We start from the raw sequence: 19,128 nt of genomic DNA, 5'->3' as shown, positions 1-19,128 counted from the left end.
CCTTTACGGCCTCCGTGCGTTACTTGAGCAGAATTATAGTTGTGCGATCCGGGAGGCACCCATGGCCATGACGATGAACGGCGAAGTCCAGCTTGCGGCGCCGCGCGAGGCCGTATGGGACAAGCTCAACGATCCCGAGGTTTTGAAGGCCTGCATTCCCGGCTGCGAGGAGCTGGAGAAGACGGACGACGGCGGCTTTCGCGCAACGGCGAAAATGAAGGTCGGCCCGGTGTCCGCGCGCTTCAAAGGCAAGGTCACGCTGTCGGATCTCGACCCGCCCAATGGCTACAAGATCTCCGGTGAAGGCGAGGGCGGAGTGGCCGGCTTTGCCAAGGGCGGCGCGGCCGTGAGGCTCGCCGAGAAGGATGGCGGCACGCTGCTCTCCTACGACGTCGAGGCGCAGATCGGCGGCAAGTTGGCGCAGCTCGGCCAGCGCCTCATCAACGGCGCCGCCAAGAAGCTGGCCGACGAATTTTTTGCGAACTTCGCCAAGGCGGTACAGGGCTGACGGCTATCGCCTTTCGGCATGGCGCCTTGCGCCCGGGGCGATGTTGCCCCCGGGCGTATTGGCCCATATGATGGGTTGGAACAATTATAAGAACCGCTTCGATGGGACCCGTCGGGGCGCTGATAGAGAGTGCTTATGGCAAAAATCTCCCTCATCGTGAACGGCAATCCAGTCACGGCCAACGTCGATCCCCGCACCCTCCTGGTGCAGTTTCTGCGCGAGAATCTGCGGCTGACCGGCACGCATGTCGGCTGCGACACCTCGCAGTGCGGCGCCTGCGTCGTGCATCTCGACGGCAAGGCGGTGAAGTCCTGCACCACACTGGCCGTGATGGCCGACGGCCACGAGGTCAGGACGATCGAGGGACTCGCCGCCGACGGCGCGCCGCTGCATCCGATGCAGGAGGCCTTCCGCGAGCATCATGGCCTGCAGTGCGGCTTCTGCACGCCCGGCATGATCATGACCGCGATCGATATCGTGCATCGCAAGGGCAATGAGCTCGACGACCACACCATCCGCGAGGAGCTGGAAGGCAATCTCTGCCGCTGCACCGGCTACCAGAACATCGTCGCCTCGATCTCCGCCGGCGCGAAGGCGATGGCGAAATCCGATCTGGCGTAAACCGCGCGCGCATTCCGCGATCAGGACACACCCATGTACGAATTCAAATATCATCGGCCCGGCACCGTTCGCCAGGCGGCCAACCTCCTGGTGAAGAACGAGGACGCCAAGGTGATCGCCGGCGGTCACACGCTGATCCCCGTCATGAAACAGCGCCTCGCCAGCCCGCCGCATCTGGTCGACCTCTCCCATATCGAGGGGCTTGACGCGATCGAGATGAAGGGCCGTTCGCTGGTGATCGGCGCCACCGCCAGGCACGCCGAGGTCGCGAGCTCCGCCATCGTCGGGGAAGCGATTCCGGCATTGGCAGATCTCGCCAGCCAGATCGGCGATCCCGCCGTCCGTCACAAAGGCACGATCGGCGGCTCGCTCGCCAACAACGATCCGACCGCGGACTATCCGGCCGCGGTGCTCGCGTTGGGCGCAACCATCGTCACCAACAAGCGCCGCCTCAAGGCCGAAGAGTATTTCCAGGGTCTGTTCTCGACGGCACTCGAAGCTGACGAGATCATCACCAAGGTCATGTTCCCGCTGCCGAAGAAGGCAGCCTACATCAAGTTCCGCAACCAGGCCTCGCGCTATGCGCTGGTCGGCGTCTTCGTGGCGCGGCGTCCGTCGGACGTGCGTGTCGCCGTCACCGGCGCTGGCTCCGACGGCGTGTTCCGCGTGACCGCGTTCGAGGAGGCCTTGAAGAAGCGCTTCTCGGCGAAGGCGCTTGACGGCATCGCGGTGCCGGCGGAAGGCCTCAACAGCGACATCCACGGCAGCGCCGAGTACCGCGCGCATCTCATCGGCGTGCTGACGCGCCGCGCCGTCGATGCCGCCAATGCCAAGGAATGAGCTGACCTCATTCCCCGGCTCAGACCTGTCCCCGGTGAGGGCGTAGCGAGACTGGCTTTTTCATGACCTCAGCGGCCAATTCTTCCGGTGCTTTGCCGGCGTCGGTCGATGCGATGCTCGAACTCCTGACATCGCGCGGCTATCTCGCCGAGCGATCGCTGGCGACGGTGACGTACCTGTCGCTGCGCATGGGCCGTCCGCTGTTTCTGGAAGGCGAAGCCGGCGTCGGCAAGACAGAGATCGCCAAGGTGCTCTCGGCGGCGCTGGGGCGGAAACTGATCCGCCTGCAGTGCTACGAAGGCCTCGATGTCTCCTCCGCGGTCTATGAGTGGAACAGCGCCGCGCAGATGATCGCGATCCGGATGGCGGAAGCCGCCGGCGACACCGATCGCGACCAGCTCTCGAGCGACATCTTCGCCGATCGCTACATGATCAAGCGGCCGCTGCTGCAGGCGCTGGAGCCCGACGTCGCCGGTCCGCCAGTGCTCTTGATCGATGAGCTCGACCGCGCCGACGAGGCGTTCGAGGCATACCTCCTCGAAATCCTCAGCGACTTTCAGGTGACCATTCCGGAATTCGGCACGGTGAAGGCGCCGAGCCCGCCGATCGTTATCATCACCTCCAACCGCACCCGCGAGATTCACGACGCGCTGAAGCGGCGCTGTCTCTATCACTGGGTCGACTATCCCGCCGCCGAGCGCGAGCTCGCGATCGTCAAGTCACGCGTGCCCGGCATCTCCGCGAAGCTGTCGCAGCAGGTCGTGCGCTTCGTCCAGGCGCTGCGCAACCAGGACTTCTACAAGTCGCCCGGTGTCGCCGAGACCATCGATTGGGCCACTGCACTGTCGGAGCTCGACGCCCGCTCGCTGACCCCGCAGGTGGTCGGCGACACGCTGGGTGCGCTGCTCAAATACCAGGACGACATTACCCGGATGCAGGGCGACACCTTGCAAAAGGTGCTGAAGGACGCGACGAGCGAGAATTGATTTTCCGTCATTCCGGGGCGCGCGTAGCGCGAACCCGGAATCCATTGTGCAGCGGCGACGGTGGATGAATGGATTCCGGGCTCGCGCCCAAGAGGGCGCGCCCCGGAATGACGAGGGGATGGATACGAGACTATGGCCATCAACCACCTTGCCCCCGAGCAAACCGAGCAGTTCGCCGACAACATCGTCGGCTTCGCCCGCGCGCTGCGGGCGGCGGGAATGCCAGTGGGCCCAGGCGCCGTCATCGATGCCATGAGCGCGCTGCAGGTGATCGACATCGGCAGCCGCGCCGACGTCTTCACCACGCTGGAGGCGATCTTCGTCAAGCGCCACGAGCATGCGCTGATCTTCAAGCAGGCCTTCAACCTGTTCTTCCGCGCCTCGGAGGAGTGGAAGCACATGCTGGATTCGGTGCCGCTGCCGGAGCAGGCCAGGAAGAAGCCGCAGGCCGGCTCCCGCCGCGTGCAGGAGGCGATGTCGCAGCCGCGGATGACGGAGACGCCGCAGCACCAGGAACAGGATCTGCGCCTGTCGGTCTCCGACAAGGAAATCCTTCAGAAGAAGGATTTTGCGCAGATGAGCGCGGCAGAGATCGCGGAAGCCTTGCGCGCCGTCGAGAAAATGCACCTGCCGCAGGCCGAGCTCTTGACGCGCCGGCGCCGGCCCGATCCCCACGGCCTCCGGCTTGATCTGCGCCGGACGCTGCGCGCCTCCTTGCGGACAGGTGGTGACATCATCGACATCCATCGCCTCGGACGCATCGAGAAGCCTGCGCCGATCGTCGCGCTGCTCGATATCTCGGGCTCGATGAGCGAGTACACCCGCCTGTTCCTGCATTTCCTGCATGCCATCACCGATGCGCGCAAGCGCGTCTCGGTGTTCCTGTTCGGCACCCGCCTGACCAACGTCACCCGCGCGCTGCGCCAGCGCGATCCGGACGAGGCGCTGGCGAGCTGCTCGGCCGCGGTCGAGGATTGGGCCGGCGGCACCCGGATTTCGGCCTCGCTGCACAACTTCAACAAATTGTGGGCACGGCGCGTGCTGAGCCAGGGCGCCATCGTGCTCCTGATCTCCGACGGGCTGGAGCGGGAGGCCGATTCCAAGCTGGCCTTCGAGATGGACCGGCTGCACCGGTCCTGCCGGCGGCTGATCTGGCTGAATCCGCTACTGCGGTTCGGCGGCTTCGAGGCCAAGGCGCAGGGCATCAAAATGATGCTTCCGCACGTTGACGAATTCCGCCCGGTGCATAATTTGAGTTCGATCCAGGAGCTGATCACCACGCTCTCCCGGCCGCTGCCGCCGCATCACCGCAGCCTGATCCGCTCCGCAGCTTGAGAGGCCCCCATGCTCGATCGCGACGAGGATATTCTGAAGGCGGCGGAAGACTGGCAGAAGGCCGGCCGTGGCGTCGCGCTGGCAACGGTTGTGGAGACCTGGGGCTCGGCGCCGCGCCCGGCGGGCTCGAGCCTCGTCATCAACGACGAGGGCACGTTCCTGGGGTCCGTCTCCGGCGGCTGCGTCGAGGGCGCCGTGGTCACCGAGGCGATGGACGTGATCGAGAGCGGCAAGCCCAAGATGCTGGAGTTCGGCGTGGCCGACGAGACTGCCTGGAACGTCGGGCTCTCCTGCGGCGGCACCATCCGCGTCTTCGTCGAGAAGGTCGGTTAGCCGTGAAGCTTGCGATCCTGCACGAACTCAACGCCGAGCGCGCCGCGCGCCGGCCGGTGATCCTGGTGACGGATACCGAGAGCGGCGAGCAGCGCCTGGTGAAGGCCGCGGACTTTGCCAAGGATCCCCTGCGCGCCGAGCTGGACAAGCAGCTCCGCATGGGCAAGAGCGCCAATGTCGAGGCCGGCGGCAAGAAGCTGTTCCTCAACGTCTACGCGCCGACCGCAAAACTCGTCATCATCGGCGCGGTCCATATTAGCCAGGCCCTGGCGCCGCTGGCGCGCTCGCTCGGCTACGACGTCACGGTCGTCGATCCCCGCACGGCCTTTGCGAGCCCCGAGCGCTTCCCCGACATTCCACTCGTTGCGGAATGGCCCGACACGGCGCTGCCGCCGCTCAATGTCGATGCCTACACCGCCTTCGTCGCGGTGACGCACGATCCGAAGATCGACGATCCCGCGTTGCTGCACGCCTTCGAACGCAATTGTTTCTATATCGGCGCGCTCGGCTCGCGAAAGACTCACGCCAAGCGCGGCGACCGGCTACGTGCACAGGGCGCCAAGGAAAGCGACATCGCGCGCATCCACGCGCCGATCGGGCTCGCGATCGGCGCGGTCTCGCCATCCGAGATCGCGGTATCGATCATGGCCGAGATCACGGCCGTGCTTCGGCTACCTCCAAAGGAAAAAGAAGAAGCGGCATGAAGTTCGGTCCGGCGAGCCCCAAGGACGCAATCGGCGGGGTGACCGTCCACACCCTGCGCCAGGGACCGCTGGTGCTGAAGAAGGGCACGACGATCGGCCCCGCCGAGGTCGAGGCGCTGGAGCGGGCCGGCATCAAGGACATCGTCGTGGTGCGCATGGAGGAGGGCGATGTCTCCGAGGACGTTGCGGCCGCGGGCATCGCGCTTGCCATCGGTGGCGAGGGCATCCATGTCGAGCGCGCCTTCACCGGCCGCGCCAATCTGTTCGCCGCGCGCGCTGGCGTGCTGGTGATCGACCGCGCCGCGGTCGACCGCATCAACAATATCGACGAGGCCATCACCTTTGCCACGCTCTCGGCCTACAAGCCGGTGGTCGAGGGCGAGATGGTCGGTACCGTCAAGATCATCCCGTTCGGCGTCGAGGGGAGTCTGCGCGACGCGGCGGTGAAGGCGGCCGGCAAGGACGTGCTTAAGGTCGCGCCTTACGTGATCCAGCGTGTCGGCGTGGTCTCGACGCTGCTGCCGGGCCTGTCGTCCAAGGTGATCGACAAGACGCTGCGTGTCACCGCCGAGCGGCTCGCGCCCGCCGGCGCCAGCATCATTGCCGAGCGGCGCGTCCCGCATGAGGAGCAGGCGCTATCGGCCGCGATCAAGGAATTGCTCACACTCGGTGCGGAGCTCGTGATCGTCTTCGGCGCCTCCGCGATCGCGGACCGCCGCGACGTCATTCCGGCGGCCGTCACCCTCATTGGCGGCGAGATCGAGCATTTCGGCATGCCGGTCGATCCCGGCAATCTGCTTCTGATCGCCCGCGCCGGCAATGTGCCGGTGCTGGGCGCGCCGGGCTGTGCGCGCTCGCCGGTCGAGAACGGGTTTGACTGGGTCTTGATGCGGCTGCTCGCCGGCATCGAGGTGACGCGGTCCGAGCTGATGGGCATGGGCGTTGGCGGCCTGTTGATGGAGATCGTCACGCGCCCGCAGCCGCGCGCCAAGCCGGAGACCGAGGGCAACCGCCAGGTCGCCGCCATCGTGCTGGCGGCCGGCCGCTCCACCCGCATGGGCGGTCCGAACAAGCTGCTCGCCGAGTTCGACGGCAAAAAGCTGGTGCGGATCGCGACCGAACAGGCGCTCGCCTCCAAGGCATCGGAGGTGATCGTCGTCACCGGACATCAGGCCGAGCTGGTCGAGCAGGCGCTGCAGGGCCTGAAGGTGAAGTTCGTCCGCAATCCGGATTTCGCCGGCGGCATAGCGAGCTCGGTCAAGACCGGCATCGCCGCCGCGCCCGAGTCCTGCGACGGTGCCGTGGTGTGTCTCGGTGACATGCCGTTGATCGACGCCGGCCTGATCGACCGCCTCATCGACGGTTTCGCACCCGACCGCGGCAATCTCATCGTCGTGCCCGTCAGCGAGGGCCGCCGCGGCAATCCCGTGCTGTGGTCGCGCCGCTTCTTCAAGGAATTGATGACGCTCGACGGCGACGTCGGTGCGCGTCATCTCATCGCCAAGCACACTGAAGCGGTGGCCGAAGTGCCCGTCGATGGCGAGAGCGCCTTCCTCGACATCGATACGCCGCAGGCGCTGGAAGCGGCCCGCCGCGGCTGAAGGTGCCGTCCAATGACGGTGCCGTAGGGTGGGCAAAGCGAAGCGTGTTCACCATTTTTCGATAGTCGCGGAGATGGATGGTGGGCACGGCGCTTCGCGCCTTTGCCCACCCTACGGCACCTCCCATTCGGCTCGATTTCAACCACCCGTTCACCATCTGGAAACGACCGCGGCATAGAGTGAGCCCACCTGCCTTGGGGGGAGGGGCTTTTCCATGGCTTCGAACGTCGTCGCGCGCCGTTGCGCGATGTTTTTCTTTGCGCTGTCGGTTTGTGTTTCCGGCGCTCGTTACATCACCGACGCCCACGCCGCCGGCGCCATCGCGGTCGGAAAGTGCGGAGCCTATGGCCAAGCCTTTGATTACGGCGCCGAACACGAGGCTCGCGCCGCGGCGCAGAAGCAATGCAAGGGTGATTGTACGACCGTGACGATGAAGCGCGCCTGCGCCGCGATGTCGGTCGATCTCGCCAATCCCTGCGGCGCCTATGGGTATGCCGTCAAGCCGAAGATCTCGGCCTCGCTCAATGCCGCCACGCGCGAATGCTACAAATACGGCGGCAAGGAATGCGTGATCCGCGCCTGGGCTTGCGACGCCAAGGGCTGATTCCGCTTGCTGTCATTCCGGGGCGATGCGTAGCATCTCCATCAGGAATGACATTCGAGGAATTGCATGCAGTTCGACACCAAGATCGCGGTCGTGATCCGCACCGATCTTCAGGCCTGGCAGAAGCTCAACGTCGCGTCTTTTCTCACCAGCGGCATCGCCGCTGCGTTTCCCGACTGTATCGGCGAGCCCTATGAGGACGCCTCGGGTACGACATATCATCCGTTGATCGGCCAGCCGATCCTGATCTACGGCGCCGATGGTCCGGCCTTGTCGCGCGCGCTCGATCGCGCGCTCACCCGCAACGTCAAACCGGCGGTCTACACCGAGGATATGTTCAAGACCACGCATGATGCCGCCAACCGCGAGGCGGTGAGGGGCGTGGCGCGCACCGAACTCAATCTCGTCGGCATCGCGATCCGCGCCGAGCGCAAGGTGATCGACAAGATCGTGGACGGGCTGAAGTTCCATAATTAGTGGCCGCGCCCGACAGCTTCCGCATCGTCATTGCGGGCGAAGCGAAGCAATCCAGAATCTTGCCGCGGAGGTTTTCTGGATTGCTTCGCCGCTTCGCTCCTCGCAATGACGGAGTGCGCGGCTACCCCGGGGGCATGCCTTCGAACGTCTGCAGATCGGGATCGAGCCGATCCCAGTCATGACCGCGCGCGGTATACGTCACGACCTGCGGCTTGTATCGCGCGGGCTCGTCGAGGCTCGCGGCGCGGATCGTGAAGATGTCGGGCATGGCGGCAAAGGTCAGATAGACAGGCACGCCGCATTGCGCGCAGAAGCCGCGCGTCTTCACGTTGCCGCTGTCGGCGACCATGTCCCAATGCTTGGCATCGCCGGTCAGCGTGACGCCGGCACGCGCGAACGTCGCGTACGAGCCGTGGCCGGTACCGCTCTCCCGCTGGCAGTCGCGGCACTGGCAGTGATTGCTGAACAGCGGCTCGCCGGCAATCGAATAGCGGATCGCGCCGCAGGCGCAGCCGCCGGTATAGGGCTTGTCCATGACGATGCTCCTTACGTGCCTTCGCCCGAGATCGCATCGAGCCGCTGCAGCACCTTGACCCAGCCGTCGCTCATGTCGCGATAAGCGGTGTCGTTCTTCGGCGTCACGAAGCCCGAATGCACCACCCGCACCCGCGTGCCTGCCTCGACCGGCGTGAGGGACCAGGTGACGACGGTGTCGAGCGCCGAGCCGTAGGCGGTATTGCCCTCGTCGCCGCCCTTCCAGGCATAGGAAAAGCGCCGGTTCGTGACGACCTCCAGAACGCGGCAATGGATCGTGCCGTCCCACGCGCCCGCCGGGTTGGTCTTGAACGTGAATGTGTTGCCTTCGACGGCTTCGAAACCGGTCGGCGGCATCAGCCAGCGCGCAATCAGCTGGGCGCTGGTCAACGCATTCCAGATGACCTCGACCGCATGAGGGAAGACCTCGTCGATGACGATGTCCTTTGTCTCGGCGTTCAACTCGGCTGCACTCATGTATCGATCTCCTTCAAGAGGTCACGCAGGTTCTGGAAGCGCTCGCGCCAGAACACGCCGTAATGGTCCATCCAGGTGACCAGGGGCTCGAGCCCTTGCGGCGCGGCGCGGTAGTAGACGTTGCGGCCCTCGGCACGCTCGGCGACGAGGCCGGCCTGCTTGAGGGATTTTAGGTGCTGCGAGATCGCGCCCTGGGTCACGCCGCTGCCGCGGGTGAGCTCGGCGACGCTGATCTCCTTGCTCTCGAAGACACGCTCGAACACCGCGCGGCGGGTCGGGTCGGCGAGGGCGCGCATCACGGTGGTGACGGGATTTGGAGCAGTTTCGATCATGAGGTTTAATTAGTATACACTAATGCATTAGTCAATGCTAATTTGTTTCATTTATCCGCGCCAATCACTTGACTTGACAATGACTGACTAGTCAGTCATTAATTGATCATGACCAAGAAGCCGACCAAAGCCCCCACGTCGTCAGCAGATCGCGCCAGCGCGGAAGGCAATGCGCCCCATGGCGCAGGCGGCGTGCCTGCCTCGAACCGCGCCACGCGTGCCGCGGAGCGGCGGGCAGCGATCGTGGAAGCGGCAATGGAGGAGTTCATCGCACGCGGCTTTGCCGCAACGCGGCTCGACGACATCGCCAAGCGCGCCGGCGTCGCCAAGGGCACGATCTACCTGCACTTCAAGGACAAGGAATCGATGTTCGAGGAGCTGGTGCGCATCGTCATCGTCCCCGTCGTGGCGCGGCTGAATGCGCTGCCGCCGCCGACCGGCACGGTGCGCGAGCTCATCGAGACCTTTGCCGGCAACTTCCTGAAAGAGGTCATCGGCACCAGGCGCGGCGATCTCGTGCGCCTGATCGTGGCGGAGGGGCCGCGCTTTCCGTCCGTTGCCGATTTCTACTACCGCGAAGTCGTCTCGCGCGGGATCGCGGGCATGCGCGCCCTGATCGAGCTCGGCATCGCCCGCGGCGAGATCCGCGAGAAGAACCTTGCGCGCTTTCCGCAGATCCTGGTCGCGCCCGCGATGATCGCGGTGATCTGGCAGAGCCTGTTTGCGCGGCACGCGCCGCTCGACGCGCAGGAGATGCTGCGCGTTCATCTCGATTTGATTTTTGGCGAACGGAGGACGACATGAGGTCGTCACAAGCAATTTTCGGTGTTGCATTGACGATCGTGCTCGCGACCGGGCTGGCCGGCTGCAAGGAGAAGCGCGATCCCGGCTTCCAGGGCTGGGTCGAGGCCGACATGATCTATGTCAGCCCGGACGAAGCAGGCCGGGTGACGAAGCTCAACATTCGCGAAGGCGACGAAGTGAAGGTCGGCGATCAGCTCTATTCCGTCGACGACGACCTCCAGCTTGCCGATCTCAATCAGACCAAGGCGACGCTGGCGAACGCGCAGCAGACCCATGATCGCGCGGAGTCGCTGAGAAAGACCGGCTCCGGAACACAGGCGTCGCTCGATTCCGCCGTCTCCGACCTGCGGGTCGCGGAGGCGCGGGTGGTGACGTCGCAGACCCGGCTGGCGCGGCGCAAGGGTTTTGCGCCCGTTGCCGGCACCATCCAGCAGATCTATTTCCGCGAGGGCGAGATGGTGGCGGCGCAGCGGCCGGTGCTCTCGATCATGCCGCCCGGCAACATGAAGCTGCGCTTCTTCGTGCCGGAGACCGAGCTGCCGAAGCTTGCGATCGGCGACACCGTGCGGGTTGGTTGCGACAATTGCGCGGCCGATCTCACCGCAAAGATCTATTTCATCGCAACCGCGGCCGAATACACGCCGCCCGTGATCTACAGCCTCGAGGAACGCAACAAGCTGGTCTATCTGATCCAGGCGCGGCCCTCGCGCCCCGACGCCCTGCGCGTCGGACAGCCGATCGACGTCTATCTCAATCCAAAGACTCCGGTGGCGGACAAGCGATGAGCGGCGGCAACGGCATCGCGATCGACGTCAAGGGCCTGACCAAGTCGTTCGGAGGCCGCGAGGTCGTGCACGATCTGTCGATGCAGGTGAAGCGCGGCTCGATCTACGGCTTCCTCGGCCCCAATGGCTCGGGCAAGACCACGACCATCCGCATCCTTTGCGGCCTGCTCACGCCCGACAGCGGCGAGGGCACCTGTCTCGGCTACGACATCCGGCGCGATGCCGACAAGATCAAGCGCCTGGTCGGCTACATGACCCAGCGCTTCAGCCTGTATCAAGATCTCTCGGTGCGCGAGAACCTCGAATTCGTCGCCCGGCTCTATGGCCTCACGGACCCGCGCGGTGCTGCGCGCGACATGATCAAGCGGCTCGGGCTTTCGGGGCGCGAGGAGCAGCTTGCGGGCGAACTCTCCGGCGGCTGGAAGCAGCGGCTGGCGCTGGGTGCCTGCACGCTGCCCAGTCCGAAACTGCTGCTGCTGGACGAGCCCACTGCCGGCGTCGATCCAAAGGCGCGGCGTGACTTCTGGAACGAGATCCACGCGCTCGCAGCCGATGGTCTCACCGTGCTGGTCTCGACCCACTACATGGACGAGGCCGAGCGCTGCCACGAGATCGCCTACATCGCGTACGGCCATCTGCTGACGCATGGCACGGTGGAGGAGGTGATCGCGGGATCCGCGCTGACGACCTACACGGTGACGGGCGACGAGCTGAACGAGCTCACGGCCGCGCTCACCGGCAAGCCCGGCGTGGATATGGTCGCGCCGTTCGGCACCTCGCTGCACGTCTCCGGCCGTGACGTCGCTGCGCTCGAAGCCAGCATTGCGCCCTGGCAAGACAAGAGCGGCCTGCACTGGCACAAATCGTCGCCGTCGCTGGAAGACGTGTTCATCGAGTTGATGAGCCGTTCCAAGGACAATTTCCAATGAGCGCCGCCGATCAGCCAGTCCCAAGGCATGAGATCCGGGAACGCTTCGGCTTCTGGAAGCGCTCCTATGCGATGCTGATCAAGGAGTTCATCCAGCTGAGGCGCGATCGCGTCTCGTTCGCGATGATCGTGATGCTGCCGGTGATGCAGCTCATGCTGTTCGGCTATGCCATCAACACCACGCCGCGCAATCTGCCGAGCGCGGTGCTGCTTCAGGAGGATTCCGATCTCGCCCGCTCGATCCTGAAGGCGCTGGAGAACACCGCCTATTTCCGCTTCCTCTACGAAGTGCACGACGTCGACGATTTCGACAATCTCCTGAAATCGGGCAAGGTGCTGTTCGGCGTCGAGATCCCGCGCGGCTTCGAACGCGCGGTGCGGCGCGGTGACAAGCCGGCGCTGCTGGTCGCGGCCGACGCCACCGATCCGGTTGCGGCGAGCTCGGCGATCGGTTCGCTCGGCATGGTGGTGCAGACCGCGCTCAAGCATGATCTCTACATCGGCGATCCTCCGGAGATGCCGCTCGAGATCCGCGCGCATGCCCGCTACAACCCGGCCGCGGACTCCAGCCTCAACATCGTGCCGGGGCTGGTCGGCACCATCCTCACCATGACCATGCTGATCTTCACGGCGCTGTCGGTGACGCGCGAGGTCGAGCGCGGCACCATGGAGAGCCTGCTGTCGATGCCGATCAAGCCGATCGAGGTGATGTTCGGCAAGATCGTGCCCTACGTCCTGGTCGGTTTCCTCCAGGCTTTCCTCATCATCGGCATCGGTGTCGGCCTGTTCGGCGTGCCTCTGCTCGGTAACCTGTTCCTGCTTGCGCTGCTCTCGACGCTGTTCATCACCACCAATCTGTCGATCGGCTACACCATCTCGACCCTGGTGCAGAACCAGCTCCAGGCGATGCAGATGTCGATGATGTTCTTCTTGCCGAGCATCCTGCTCTCCGGCTTCATGTTTCCGTTCGCGGGCATGCCGGCCTGGGCACAATATCTCGGCGAAGCCCTGCCGCTGACCCATTATTTGCGCATCGTCCGCGCCATCATGCTCAAGGGCGCGACGATGCAGAACCTTCATTTCGACACGCTGGCGCTGGCGGCCCTGATGCTGCTCGCCATGACCATCGCCGTGACGCGCTTCCGCCGCACGCTGGATTGAGGCACACTATCCTCGATGTCATTCCGGGGCGATGCGCTAGCATCGAGCCCGGAATCTCGAGATTCCGGGTTCGCGACTTGTCGCGACCCGGAATGACAAGGGGGCGGAATGGTCAGGTTTGCAAGCAGGAAGACGCGGCATCACGCCGTGCTATCGGACGATTTCGAGCGCGAGCTGACGCGGGAGGTGCTGCGCACCGAGCTGTTGCGGGTGCGAGCGCTGATCATGACGGGCTGCTGCATGACGTTGTTCCTCACGGCTATCTACCTGATCGACCCCGCTGTGGTGAACCGGGTCTGGCGCGGGACGGAGGGGATCATCGAGGTCTACGGCCTTCTGGCCTGCTTCATCCTGTTCGAAGTCTGGATTCACACCCAGATCAGGAAGAACCTCCGCCTCGATCGCGACCTGCCGGTGATCCGGCGCTATATCGGCACGCTGATCGAGACGTCACTGCCCACCGTGATTCTTGTCATGCAAATCCGGTCCATGGGCGCGCCCCAGGCGCTCGGCTTCGCCGTGCCGCTGATGTACTTCATCTTCGTCATCCTCTCGACGCTGCGGCTCGATTTCTGGCTCTCCGCATTCACGGGTTTCGTGGCCGCCGCCGGACTTCTGGGAGTCGCGCTGTATTACAACTCGGCTGGCGAGGGCGACGAACCCCTTATTTATTTCCACGCCGTGCGCAGCATCATCATCCTGATCTGCGGCGTGCTCGCCGGCGCCGTCGGCGCGCAGCTGCGGCGGCAATTTGCCGCGAGCATTGCGGCGGCCACCGCGCGCGACCGAGTGACCAATCTGTTCGGCCAGCACGTCTCGCCGCAGGTGGTGGAGCGGCTGATGGCGGCGGGGCCCAGCACCGGGGGCGACGTCCGCCGCGTCGCCGTGATGTTCGTCGATTTCCGCGGCTTCACCGCCGGTGCGCAGTCGCGCACGCCGCAGGAGGTGGTCGACCGGCTCGACGGCGCCTTCGCCGTGCTGGTCGACATTCTCGACCGCCACGGCGGCATCGTGAACAAGTTTCTCGGTGATGGCTTTCTCGCGCTGTTCGGCGCACCGCTGGAGGCTGCCGACGCCGCGCATCGCGCAGTCGCCGCCGGCCGCGAGATGCTGACTGCGATGGACCGCATCAACGCGCAGACCAGCTGGCCGCTGCGCATCGGCATCGGCATCCATTTCGGCGAGGTCGTCGCCGGCAATATCGGCTCGCCCCGGCGCAAGGAATACACTGTCATCGGCGATACCGTGAACTTCGCCTCGCGGCTGGAAGCGCTGAACAAGGAGTTCGGCTCGCAGCTCCTGATCTCCGCAACCGTTCGCGAGGCGCTGGGCGCCGACGGCGCCGACGCCGTTGCGCTCGGCGAGGTCGAGGTGCGCGGTTACGAGCGGCCGGTCGCGGTGTTTCAGTTGGGCTAACGCGCGTCGCACATCGCGCGTGTGTCGCTCCTTCGCTTCGAAATCGATTGCTCCGATTGCTCCGAATTTTGGGACATGACGAGCGATGTTGCCGGCTTGTAGACTGCCGGTGATGCGGCCGGTCGCGGCCGCGCTTGCATGAGGAAGAGACAATGCAGCGCCGCTACGTCACCGTCGACGTGTTCACCGACCGCGCCTTCGGCGGCAACCCCCTCGCCGTGGTGCTCGATGCCGGCGGACTCACGACCGCGCAGATGCAGGCGATCGCGACCGAGTTCAACTATTCCGAGACAACCTTTGTGTTGCCGCCGCACAATCCCGGCCACGAAGCGGAGGTCCGCATCTTCACACCGGTGAGGGAGCTCCCCTTCGCAGGCCATCCCAATGTCGGCACCGCCTTCGTGCTGGCCCGGCGCAGCAACGAGCCCTGGCCGCGTTTATTGTTCGAGGAAAAGGCGGGGATCGTGCCGGTCAAGATCTGGCGCGAGCATGGCAAGGTCATTGGCGCCGAGCTGACGGCACCGCAGCCGTTGGCGCGTCTTGCAAAACTGTCCGCTGCCGAGGTCGCCGCATGTCTGTCATTGACCGCGGACGACGTCAGGACCGACCGCCACGCGCCGCAGGTGGTCGGCGTCGGAACGCCGTTCGTGGTCGCGGAATTGCATTCGCGCGATGCCCTGCGGCGGGCGAAGCCCGATGCTGCTGCGTTCGGGCAAATACTGCCCCGAGACGGCGCCTTCGCGGTCTATTTCTACACGCGTGACATTCTCGCAGCGGAAGCGGGCTGCGATCTCATGGCGCGGATGTTCATGCCCGGCACAAGTGGATTCGCGGAGGATCCCGCCACCGGCAGCGCGACGGTCGCCGCGGCCGCTCTGCTCGCAGAGCTCGATCCGCTTCGCGACGGCGAGGTGAAGCTCACCTTCGGTCAGGGTTTTGACATGGGCCGGCCGAGCATCCTGCGGACCACGGTCGAGAAGGAGGGCGGTGCGCTTCTCGATGCCTATGTCGGCGGCCATTGCGTGCAGATGATGGAGGGGACGTTCGAGCTGGCGGGGGAGGGTTGAGTTCTATCGGCCGGCCATTCCGGGGCGCGACGAAGTCGCGAGCCCGGAATCCATTCATCTACTCACTCTGTTGCCCGATGGATTCTCAGGTGCGCAATTGCGCACCGTAGCTCGCGTTACGCGCGCCCCGGAATGACGGTGTGGCTACACCTGCTGCCCCGCCAAATTCTTCACCGCAACGCCATCGCGCTCCTCGATGATCTCCGCGATCATCTGGCGGTGGCAATGGGTGTGGTCGCGCTCGTAGCACAGCAGGCAGACGGGGCCGGCCCTCTTCACCAGCGCCGAGAGCTCGTCCATCTCTTCCCGCGCTTGCGGCGTCTTCAGGTGCTTTGAGTAGATCTTCTCCAGCACGTCGTATTGGCCGCTGCGCGCCGCCAGGCGGCCCTCCTTCGGCGTGCCGAGCGCGGCGAGGTGGACATAGGCGATGCCGCGCTCGTCGAGGCCCGCCGACAATTGCTTCTTGGAGAAGCCCGGCCGGCGCGAGGACGTCACCGCGCGCACGTCGACCACGAGCTTGACGCCGGCCTGTTCCAGCTCGTCCAGCACCGCCTTGGGCGGCGTCTGCTCATAGCCGATGGTGAAGAGTTTCTTCGCCTTCGCCATGGACGATCCTCAGCTCACCCGCGCGATCAGCTCCATGGCGCCGTGCGGCGCCCGCACCTTGCCCTCGTGGATGACATAGGCGAACACGTCGCGCGGCTCCTTCTTCGGCTTGCTGTCGTCAACTTTCGGCAGGTCGTCGGGTTCACTGCCCGAAGCCCAGGCCTGAAATCGCTCGGCCCACGCGTCCAGCTGCTTCGGCGGGTAGCAGGTCTTGATCTCGTCATTGCCCTTCTGGAGCCGCGCATAGACGAAGTCGCCGGCGACGTCGGCGATCGCCGGATATTTGCCGTGCTCGGCGAACACGACCGGCGTCTCGAATTCGCGGATCAGGGCGACGAAATCAGGCGCACAGAAACTGTCATGGCGCACTTCCACGACATGGCGCAGCGCGCGCCCGTCGAGCTTGCGCGGCAGCAGCTCCAGAAACTTGCCGAAATCGGCGCCGTCGAACTTTTTGGTCGGCGCGAACTGCCAGAGCACGGGCCCGAGATGGTCGCCGAGCTCCAGCACGCCGGAATCATAGAACCGCTTGATGGAATCGCCGGCCTCGGCGAGCACGCGGCGGTTGGTGGCAAAGCGGGGGCCCTTCACCGAGAACACGAAACCCTCGGGTACTTCGCTCGCCCATTTGCGGAAGCTCTCCGGCTTCTGCGAGCCGTAATAGGTGCCGTTGATCTCGATCGAGGTCAGCTTCGAGGCGGCATAGGACAGCTCCTTCGCCTGCGTCAGCTTCTCCGGATAGAACACGCCGCGCCAGGGCTCGAAGGTCCAGCCGCCGATGCCAATGAAGATGTTGCCGGATTTTTTGGACGCAGTTTTTGCTTTGGCCACGGGCGGATCTCGCATCGACGGGGGAGGGACCTCATCCTAGTCAAACCAGTTGTGATTGGCCAGTTGGCCTGTCCCGTCTAAGCTCGCGGCCGGACCCGCGAAAAAGGAGAACAAGATGCGGAAGCTGTTGGTGGGAGCTGCGCTCGTGGTGATGACATCTGCTGCCATGACATGTTTTGCCTTCGCAGATGACGACGACGCGAAAGGCGCACAGAAGCTCGCCCAGCAGGGCCGCGACGATTATTGGCATTGCCTGGCGCGGGAATATTCGCGCGAGTCCAACAAGGGCCTCTCGGAGCAGGATTTCGGCCGCTCGGTTGCGGGCGCCTGTCCGTCGGAACGGCAATATTACCGGGTGGCGTTGCTCGATTACCTCACCACGCAATATCCAAACATCGATTCCGGCGCCCATCTCGCCACCGCGAACAGGGCTGTGGAGGCGGCGCAGAAGGACATCGTGACGGCTTACGTCAAGCACCGACCGCCGCAGAAATAGGTCGATTGACCGGTGCGGTCGGCAAGCCCTTCCGGCCGCGCGCGCATCCATGGTATCACTGGGCGCATCTGGAACAGGGATGGGTCGATGTCGTCTGAGTCGGTGGGGGGCATTCTGGGCGCGGTCGTCGCGGCGATCGTGCTTGTGGTCGCCGTCATGTTCGGGCCGATTGGACAGTACGGCAAGCCGCCCAAGCCAGCGAAAGTGGAGCCTGCCCCGGCGGCGGCTCCCGCAGCCCCGGCCGCTCCGGCGCCACGAGGGCCGGTGATCCGGGAAGTGCCCAACCAATAGGGCACAAAAAGCGGGTTTGGACCCCTTGCGAAGCGGATTCCTCGTTCCTATCTAGCTATCAACGGCGACGTTGAGCGAAAGCTCCGGCGCTGGGACGACCTTGGAATAGCTTGGGCTTGCGCCGGATGTACGCGCGGCCCGCCGTTCCGGGGTCGTTGGCATTTTGGGGCCCCTTTGGGCCGTTCCCCACACAACCCTTGGGCTTGGCAGCGCAAGAACTTGGCAGCGCAGGACGCGGCGGATATACGCTGCCGTTATGAATGAAGCGATCAGACCGGGCGCCGACAACCTGCCACAGGCTCAAGAGGGGCCGGAACTGTCGGTCATCGTCCCGACCTTCAACGAACGCGACAACGTCATGGTGCTGTACCGGCGGCTGGAGGCGACGCTCGTCAACGTCGCCTGGGAAGTCGTGTTCGTCGACGACAATTCACCGGACGGCACCTGGGACGTCGTGCGCGCGCTGGCGCAGCGCGACAGCCGCGTGCGCTGTGTCCGCCGAATCGGCCGTCGCGGCCTGTCAGGCGCCTGCATCGAGGGCATTCTCGCCTCGAGCGCACCCTTTGTCGCCGTGATCGACGCCGACCTCCAGCACGACGAGACGCAGCTGCCGAAGATGCTGTTGCTGCTCGCAAGCGACCAGGCCGACCTCGTCGTCGGCAGCCGCTACATCGAGGGCTACAAGAGCGAGGGCTTCAACAAGCAGCGCGCCGGCGCCAGCGCGCTCGCAACCGAGTTTGCAAGAAAGATGCTGCGGGTCGAGATCGCCGATCCCATGAGCGGCTTCTTCATGCTCCGCCGCGACCGTTTCGAACAGCTGGCGCCGAAGCTGTCCGTGCACGGCTTCAAGATCCTGCTCGACGTCGTCGCGACCGCGAACGGAACCTTGCGGGCGGTCGAGATTCCCTACACGTTCGGCGCCCGCCAGCATGGCGAGAGCAAGCTCGATTCCATGGTCGCGCTCGACTTCCTCGGCCTCGTCCTCGCCAAGCTGAGCAACGACATCGTCTCGCTGCGCTTCATCCTGTTCGCGATGGTCGGCGGCATCGGCCTCGTGGTGCATCTCACCACGCTGTTCATTGGACTTCAGCTGTTCAAGGCGCCATTCGCGGAGGCGCAGGCGGCCGGCGCCATCGTCGCCATGACCAGTAATTTCATCCTCAACAACTTCCTGACCTATCGCGACCAGCGGCTGAAGGGCTTTGCGCTGCTGCGCGGCCTGATCGCCTTCTACATCGTGTGCAGCGTCGGTCTGCTCGCCAATGTCGGCGTCGCTTTCTCGGTCTATGACCAGGAGCCGATCTGGTGGCTGGCGGGCATGGCTGGCGCGCTGATGGGCGTGGTGTGGAACTACGCGATGTCCGGACTGTTCGTCTGGCGCAAGAAATAGC

At 64.9% G+C, this 19,128-nt stretch carries 24 protein-coding genes; 19 read left to right on the top strand and 5 right to left on the bottom strand.

Translation table 11 applies throughout. From position 1 onward, the window contains the following. Nucleotides 1–61: 61 nt before the first annotated feature. The 10 genes from HAP40_RS25050 to HAP40_RS25005 all read left to right on the top strand — a co-directional run bounded on the left by HAP40_RS25050 (nt 62) and on the right by HAP40_RS25005 (nt 8,009). Nucleotides 62–508 (top strand): CoxG family protein, encoded by a 447-nt coding sequence (locus HAP40_RS25050; RefSeq protein WP_008564659.1) that lies wholly within the window; start codon nt 62–64, stop codon nt 506–508. 135 nt (nt 509–643) lie between these two features. Further along, nucleotides 644–1,129 (top strand): (2Fe-2S)-binding protein, encoded by a 486-nt coding sequence (locus HAP40_RS25045; RefSeq protein ID WP_166815234.1) that lies wholly within the window; start codon nt 644–646, stop codon nt 1,127–1,129. 33 nt (nt 1,130–1,162) lie between these two features. After that, nucleotides 1,163–1,969, top strand: coding sequence for an FAD binding domain-containing protein (locus HAP40_RS25040; protein WP_166815235.1), 807 nt, complete (start codon nt 1,163–1,165; stop codon nt 1,967–1,969). 62 nt (nt 1,970–2,031) lie between these two features. Next, nucleotides 2,032–2,955 carry an AAA family ATPase gene (locus HAP40_RS25035; protein WP_166815236.1) on the top strand — a complete coding sequence of 308 codons (924 nt, stop codon included), beginning with the start codon at nt 2,032–2,034 and terminating at the stop codon, nt 2,953–2,955. Nucleotides 2,956–3,087: 132 nt separating this feature from the next. Next, entirely contained in the window at nt 3,088–4,290 is a 1,203-nt protein-coding gene (locus tag HAP40_RS25030) for a vWA domain-containing protein (RefSeq protein ID WP_166815237.1), read from the top strand. A gap of 9 nt (nt 4,291–4,299) precedes the next feature. Beyond that, a complete protein-coding gene (locus HAP40_RS25025) occupies nt 4,300–4,623 on the top strand; it encodes an XdhC family protein (protein WP_008564652.1) in 324 nt (107 codons plus the stop codon). Nucleotides 4,624–4,625: 2 nt separating this feature from the next. Continuing rightward, nucleotides 4,626–5,327 carry an XdhC family protein gene (locus HAP40_RS25020; RefSeq protein ID WP_166815238.1) on the top strand — a complete coding sequence of 234 codons (702 nt, stop codon included), beginning with the start codon at nt 4,626–4,628 and terminating at the stop codon, nt 5,325–5,327. Further along, entirely contained in the window at nt 5,324–6,928 is a 1,605-nt protein-coding gene (locus tag HAP40_RS25015; protein WP_166815239.1) for an NTP transferase domain-containing protein, read from the top strand. Before HAP40_RS25020 ends, HAP40_RS25015 begins: the two co-directional genes overlap by 4 nt. Nucleotides 6,929–7,142: 214 nt before the next feature. Next, on the top strand, nt 7,143–7,532 hold the full coding sequence (locus tag HAP40_RS25010) for a DUF4189 domain-containing protein (protein ID WP_166815240.1): 390 nt from the start codon (nt 7,143–7,145) through the stop codon (nt 7,530–7,532). Nucleotides 7,533–7,598: 66 nt separating this feature from the next. Then, a complete protein-coding gene (locus tag HAP40_RS25005; RefSeq protein ID WP_166815241.1) occupies nt 7,599–8,009 on the top strand; it encodes a DUF2000 family protein in 411 nt (136 codons plus the stop codon). 121 nt (nt 8,010–8,130) lie between these two features. Here HAP40_RS25005 and HAP40_RS25000 read toward each other — a convergent pair whose 3' ends face one another. The 3 genes from HAP40_RS25000 to HAP40_RS24990 are packed head-to-tail and all read right to left on the bottom strand — an operon-like array spanning nt 8,131 to nt 9,352. After that, nucleotides 8,131–8,544 (bottom strand): GFA family protein, encoded by a 414-nt coding sequence (locus HAP40_RS25000; RefSeq protein ID WP_166815242.1) that lies wholly within the window; start codon nt 8,542–8,544, stop codon nt 8,131–8,133. A gap of 11 nt (nt 8,545–8,555) precedes the next feature. Next, a complete protein-coding gene (locus HAP40_RS24995; RefSeq protein WP_166815243.1) occupies nt 8,556–9,020 on the bottom strand; it encodes an SRPBCC family protein in 465 nt (154 codons plus the stop codon). Next, on the bottom strand, nt 9,017–9,352 hold the full coding sequence (locus HAP40_RS24990) for an ArsR/SmtB family transcription factor (RefSeq protein WP_166815244.1): 336 nt from the start codon (nt 9,350–9,352) through the stop codon (nt 9,017–9,019). Before HAP40_RS24990 ends, HAP40_RS24995 begins: the two co-directional genes overlap by 4 nt. 108 nt (nt 9,353–9,460) lie before the next feature. On the opposite strand from HAP40_RS24990, the gene HAP40_RS24985 reads away from it, so the two are divergent. The 6 genes from HAP40_RS24985 to HAP40_RS24960 all read left to right on the top strand — a co-directional run bounded on the left by HAP40_RS24985 (nt 9,461) and on the right by HAP40_RS24960 (nt 15,513). Further along, nucleotides 9,461–10,156, top strand: a complete 696-nt coding sequence (locus HAP40_RS24985; RefSeq protein WP_208024895.1) for a TetR/AcrR family transcriptional regulator — start codon at nt 9,461–9,463, stop codon at nt 10,154–10,156. Next, the gene (locus HAP40_RS24980; RefSeq protein ID WP_166815245.1) at nt 10,153–10,941 is read left to right on the top strand and encodes an HlyD family secretion protein; all 789 of its coding nucleotides are present in this window, start codon (nt 10,153–10,155) and stop codon (nt 10,939–10,941) included. The genes HAP40_RS24985 and HAP40_RS24980 overlap by 4 nt, the downstream gene beginning before the upstream one ends. Beyond that, nucleotides 10,938–11,870 (top strand): ABC transporter ATP-binding protein, encoded by a 933-nt coding sequence (locus HAP40_RS24975; protein ID WP_166815246.1) that lies wholly within the window; start codon nt 10,938–10,940, stop codon nt 11,868–11,870. Before HAP40_RS24980 ends, HAP40_RS24975 begins: the two co-directional genes overlap by 4 nt. Next, the gene (locus tag HAP40_RS24970; protein ID WP_166815247.1) at nt 11,867–13,030 is read left to right on the top strand and encodes an ABC transporter permease; all 1,164 of its coding nucleotides are present in this window, start codon (nt 11,867–11,869) and stop codon (nt 13,028–13,030) included. Before HAP40_RS24975 ends, HAP40_RS24970 begins: the two co-directional genes overlap by 4 nt. A 108-nt stretch (nt 13,031–13,138) precedes the next feature. After that, nucleotides 13,139–14,446 (top strand): adenylate/guanylate cyclase domain-containing protein, encoded by a 1,308-nt coding sequence (locus HAP40_RS24965; protein ID WP_166815248.1) that lies wholly within the window; start codon nt 13,139–13,141, stop codon nt 14,444–14,446. Nucleotides 14,447–14,598: 152 nt separating this feature from the next. Further along, on the top strand, nt 14,599–15,513 hold the full coding sequence (locus HAP40_RS24960) for a PhzF family phenazine biosynthesis protein (RefSeq protein WP_166815249.1): 915 nt from the start codon (nt 14,599–14,601) through the stop codon (nt 15,511–15,513). A 144-nt stretch (nt 15,514–15,657) separates the two neighbouring features. Here the strand turns inward: HAP40_RS24960 and HAP40_RS24955 are convergent, their stop codons facing one another. Both HAP40_RS24955 and HAP40_RS24950 read right to left on the bottom strand, forming a co-directional pair. Beyond that, nucleotides 15,658–16,119 carry a DUF488 family protein gene (locus tag HAP40_RS24955; RefSeq protein ID WP_166815250.1) on the bottom strand — a complete coding sequence of 154 codons (462 nt, stop codon included), beginning with the start codon at nt 16,117–16,119 and terminating at the stop codon, nt 15,658–15,660. 9 nt (nt 16,120–16,128) lie between these two features. After that, complete coding sequence (locus HAP40_RS24950) at nt 16,129–16,965, bottom strand: DUF72 domain-containing protein (RefSeq protein ID WP_208024896.1); 837 nt, start codon at nt 16,963–16,965, stop codon at nt 16,129–16,131. 100 nt (nt 16,966–17,065) lie between these two features. On the opposite strand from HAP40_RS24950, the gene HAP40_RS24945 reads away from it, so the two are divergent. The 3 genes from HAP40_RS24945 to HAP40_RS24935 all read left to right on the top strand — a co-directional run bounded on the left by HAP40_RS24945 (nt 17,066) and on the right by HAP40_RS24935 (nt 19,127). Beyond that, entirely contained in the window at nt 17,066–17,446 is a 381-nt protein-coding gene (locus tag HAP40_RS24945) for a hypothetical protein (protein ID WP_166815252.1), read from the top strand. An 87-nt stretch (nt 17,447–17,533) separates the two neighbouring features. Continuing rightward, nucleotides 17,534–17,737, top strand: coding sequence for a hypothetical protein (locus HAP40_RS24940; protein ID WP_166815253.1), 204 nt, complete (start codon nt 17,534–17,536; stop codon nt 17,735–17,737). A 256-nt stretch (nt 17,738–17,993) separates the two neighbouring features. Next, nucleotides 17,994–19,127, top strand: coding sequence for a glycosyltransferase family 2 protein (locus tag HAP40_RS24935; protein ID WP_166815254.1), 1,134 nt, complete (start codon nt 17,994–17,996; stop codon nt 19,125–19,127). Nucleotide 19,128: the final 1 nt, after the last annotated feature.

The sequence above is a fragment of the Bradyrhizobium sp. 1(2017) genome, from assembly GCF_011602485.2.
Taxonomy (GTDB): domain Bacteria; phylum Pseudomonadota; class Alphaproteobacteria; order Rhizobiales; family Xanthobacteraceae; genus Bradyrhizobium.
This window is presented reverse-complemented; position numbering and strand designations above follow the sequence as displayed.

Coding starts and splice junctions, on each gene's coding strand:
- HAP40_RS25000 (WP_166815242.1), bottom strand. CDS start 8,544: ATGGACAAGCCCTATACCGGCGGCTGCGCCTGCGGCGCGATCCGCTAT.
- HAP40_RS25015 (WP_166815239.1), top strand. CDS start 5,324: ATGAAGTTCGGTCCGGCGAGCCCCAAGGACGCAATCGGCGGGGTGACC.
- HAP40_RS24945 (WP_166815252.1), top strand. CDS start 17,066: ATGCGGAAGCTGTTGGTGGGAGCTGCGCTCGTGGTGATGACATCTGCT.
- HAP40_RS25045 (WP_166815234.1), top strand. CDS start 644: ATGGCAAAAATCTCCCTCATCGTGAACGGCAATCCAGTCACGGCCAAC.
- HAP40_RS24940 (WP_166815253.1), top strand. CDS start 17,534: ATGTCGTCTGAGTCGGTGGGGGGCATTCTGGGCGCGGTCGTCGCGGCG.
- HAP40_RS24980 (WP_166815245.1), top strand. CDS start 10,153: ATGAGGTCGTCACAAGCAATTTTCGGTGTTGCATTGACGATCGTGCTC.
- HAP40_RS24975 (WP_166815246.1), top strand. CDS start 10,938: ATGAGCGGCGGCAACGGCATCGCGATCGACGTCAAGGGCCTGACCAAG.
- HAP40_RS24965 (WP_166815248.1), top strand. CDS start 13,139: ATGGTCAGGTTTGCAAGCAGGAAGACGCGGCATCACGCCGTGCTATCG.
- HAP40_RS25010 (WP_166815240.1), top strand. CDS start 7,143: ATGGCTTCGAACGTCGTCGCGCGCCGTTGCGCGATGTTTTTCTTTGCG.
- HAP40_RS25005 (WP_166815241.1), top strand. CDS start 7,599: ATGCAGTTCGACACCAAGATCGCGGTCGTGATCCGCACCGATCTTCAG.
- HAP40_RS24955 (WP_166815250.1), bottom strand. CDS start 16,119: ATGGCGAAGGCGAAGAAACTCTTCACCATCGGCTATGAGCAGACGCCG.
- HAP40_RS24985 (WP_208024895.1), top strand. CDS start 9,461: ATGACCAAGAAGCCGACCAAAGCCCCCACGTCGTCAGCAGATCGCGCC.
- HAP40_RS25030 (WP_166815237.1), top strand. CDS start 3,088: ATGGCCATCAACCACCTTGCCCCCGAGCAAACCGAGCAGTTCGCCGAC.
- HAP40_RS25025 (WP_008564652.1), top strand. CDS start 4,300: ATGCTCGATCGCGACGAGGATATTCTGAAGGCGGCGGAAGACTGGCAG.
- HAP40_RS24935 (WP_166815254.1), top strand. CDS start 17,994: ATGAATGAAGCGATCAGACCGGGCGCCGACAACCTGCCACAGGCTCAA.
- HAP40_RS24950 (WP_208024896.1), bottom strand. CDS start 16,965: ATGCGAGATCCGCCCGTGGCCAAAGCAAAAACTGCGTCCAAAAAATCC.
- HAP40_RS24995 (WP_166815243.1), bottom strand. CDS start 9,020: ATGAGTGCAGCCGAGTTGAACGCCGAGACAAAGGACATCGTCATCGAC.
- HAP40_RS24970 (WP_166815247.1), top strand. CDS start 11,867: ATGAGCGCCGCCGATCAGCCAGTCCCAAGGCATGAGATCCGGGAACGC.
- HAP40_RS25050 (WP_008564659.1), top strand. CDS start 62: ATGGCCATGACGATGAACGGCGAAGTCCAGCTTGCGGCGCCGCGCGAG.
- HAP40_RS25035 (WP_166815236.1), top strand. CDS start 2,032: ATGACCTCAGCGGCCAATTCTTCCGGTGCTTTGCCGGCGTCGGTCGAT.
- HAP40_RS24990 (WP_166815244.1), bottom strand. CDS start 9,352: ATGATCGAAACTGCTCCAAATCCCGTCACCACCGTGATGCGCGCCCTC.
- HAP40_RS24960 (WP_166815249.1), top strand. CDS start 14,599: ATGCAGCGCCGCTACGTCACCGTCGACGTGTTCACCGACCGCGCCTTC.
- HAP40_RS25040 (WP_166815235.1), top strand. CDS start 1,163: ATGTACGAATTCAAATATCATCGGCCCGGCACCGTTCGCCAGGCGGCC.